Source organism: Flavobacterium sp. (assembly GCF_035760125.1).
Taxonomy (GTDB): Bacteria; Bacteroidota; Bacteroidia; order Flavobacteriales; family Flavobacteriaceae; genus Flavobacterium.
Map to the genome: position 1 here is coordinate 1 of NZ_DASTTN010000265.1, position 2,444 is coordinate 2,444.

Here is a 2,444-nt window from a genome sequence, read left to right on the forward strand (position 1 = left end):
GCTAAATGTAAATGAGTTTCCAAATTCAGCAAATGTATACGATAGTCGTGGTGAAGCTTATTTTAATAAAAAAGAATATTTACTGTCAAAAAACGATTATGAAAAAGTATTAGCGTTAGAACCAACAAACCAAAACGCCAAAGTGATGCTTTTGAAAATTGAAGATTTATTGAAAAAATAAAACCAAACGGCTAACATCTGCTTTCTCTGCAAACTGAGTTCTGCTTTCTGTCACATAACCCCCCGGTAGCGCGGATTTGCAATCCGTGCCCACAAAGTGCATCAACAAACTCAAATCTAAATTCTGCGATCTGCCTTCTAAAACCTATCGCGTAAAAACCAAATTATTTCCATTGGACAAATTGGCGTCAAACTGATAACCTTCGTAATTGAATCCTTTTAAATCGTCAAGGGTTTGTGCATTGGTGTTCAAAATATAACGCACCATCAATCCCCTAGCCTTCTTCGCAAAGAAACTGATCATTTTCAGTTTTCCGTCTTTGTAATCCTTAAATTCCGGAGTAATGACTGGAACTTTCAAAGCCTTCACATCAACTGCCGAAAAATATTCGTTGCTCGCCAAATTGATAAACAACTCCCCTTTTTTAAGCTCTTTGTTCAGTGAATTGGTGATGTTTTTTTTCCAAAACTCATATAAGTTTTTGCTTTCGCCAATAGGCAATTTCGTTCCCATTTCAAGACGATAAGGCTGAATTAAATCCAATGGTTTCAAATAGCCATACAAACCTGATAAAATTCGTAAACTGTCTTGAAGCTGTTCTAATTTATCCATCGGAATCGAATAAGCATCCAATCCAGTATAAACATCTCCATCAAAAGCATAAACTGCCGGACGTGCATTTTCGGGTGTAAAAGGAGTCTTCCAATCTTGGTTGCGTTTCCAATTCAAATCGGCCAATTTCTCAGAAATAGACATCAATTCAGATAAGTTTTTAGGTGATTGTTGTTTCAAAACTTTATGAACCTGTCTGGATTCTTTTAAGAAAGAAGATGCTGTATGTTGGGTTGTTGGTAATTCTTGTTCGAAGTTTAGCGATTTGGCAGGAGAGAGTACAATTTTCATATTTGACTGGGCTTTCGAATTCTTTTTATTAGCAATTTCAAAAGTACAAATTGAAATCTAGAATTCGGAAACAATGAATTGAATTGTTTAATGCAATCATAGATTTTTAAAATGAATACTGTTTATTTTCCTTATTTTTGATTTTATAAAGAAATAAAACCGATTGCAATGATTGAAATCAAAAAAGCCTATTTAGAATACCTTAGCACGATACAAAACATAGGCATAACAGCTTTTACCGAAACTTTTTCGGAAATAAATACTCCTGAAAATATGGAGAAGTACTTGCAGGAAAATTTCAATACAGCTCAATTAACTTTAGAAATAAACAATCCTGATTCTCCTTTTTACATCGCCTTTTGTGATAACGAACCTGTTGGCTATCTCAAATTAAATATGGGAAATGCACAAACCGAAACAATAAAAGACGAAACAATCGAAATCCAACGCATTTATGTTTTAAAAGCTTTTCACGGAAAAAAAATAGGACAACTATTACTCGACCAAGCCATAAAAGTTGCAAAAGAATATTGCGTCGATTATATTTGGTTAGGCGTTTGGGAAGAAAACCACAGAGCCTTACAATTTTACACCAAAAATGGCTTTGTCACATTCGACAAACATATTTTCATTTTAGGCAATGACCAACAAACCGATTTATTAATGAAACTTGAAATAAATAAAAAATAAAACCAATCGAATAATACAATCCGATTGGTTTTAAACACTCAAAACAAAAAGTGGTATTTAGTACTCGAAACGTTTAAAAGCTTCTATCGCCTCATATTCGGCAAGTCCTAATTTATCGTATAACTTTGCCGTATTTTTATTTCGATCCTCAGCCCTAACCCAAAACTCTCTCGAATCATTTCCTTGGAACATTACCCTGTCTTTTTGGGACTGATGGTATAAAATTGCCTGTCTTTTCAACATTACTTCGTCCGGACTCAATGGAACGGCCATGTCAATTTCGTGAATATCCCACTCGTGCCAAGCTCCTCTATACAACCACAACCAACAATCGTTCATGAATGGTTTCGATTTTAATGCTTTCATGGCCGCAAAAATGGCATTCAGACATACTTCGTGTGTACCGTGTGGATCTGCCAAGTCGCCTGCGGCAAATACTTGATGCGGCTTGATTCTCTCGATAATTTCTTTTACAATAGCAATATCTTCCGGACCCAATGGATTCTTTTGAACCATACCCGTTTCATAGAACGGCATATCCAAGAAATGGGTGTTTTCGTCTTTCAAACCGATGTATCTCGTTGCCGCGTACGACTCACGTCTTCTGATCAATCCTTTTAATTTACGCACTTCGGCAGAATCGCTTTGTCCCAGTGGTTTAGAATTAATG

2 protein-coding genes and 2 pseudogenes are annotated in these 2,444 nt (G+C 35.7%); 2 read left to right on the top strand and 2 right to left on the bottom strand.

Translation table 11 applies throughout. The features are described from left to right. Nucleotides 1-181: pseudogene (locus VFS71_RS09590) on the top strand (serine hydrolase); the annotation flags it as partial. 144 nt (nucleotides 182-325) lie between these two features. Here VFS71_RS09590 and yaaA read toward each other — a convergent pair. After that, on the bottom strand, nucleotides 326-1,084 hold the full coding sequence (gene yaaA, locus VFS71_RS09595; protein ID WP_326400963.1) for a peroxide stress protein YaaA: 759 nt from the start codon (nucleotides 1,082-1,084) through the stop codon (nucleotides 326-328). Between the two features lie 168 nt (nucleotides 1,085-1,252). Here yaaA and VFS71_RS09600 point away from each other — a divergent pair, with 168 nt between their 5' ends. Beyond that, nucleotides 1,253-1,774 carry a GNAT family N-acetyltransferase gene (locus tag VFS71_RS09600; protein ID WP_326400964.1) on the top strand — a complete coding sequence of 174 codons (522 nt, stop codon included), beginning with the start codon at nucleotides 1,253-1,255 and terminating at the stop codon, nucleotides 1,772-1,774. A 57-nt stretch (nucleotides 1,775-1,831) separates the two neighbouring features. Here the strand turns inward: VFS71_RS09600 and VFS71_RS09605 are convergent. Next, nucleotides 1,832-2,444, bottom strand: a pseudogene (locus VFS71_RS09605) (glucosamine-6-phosphate deaminase); the annotation flags it as partial.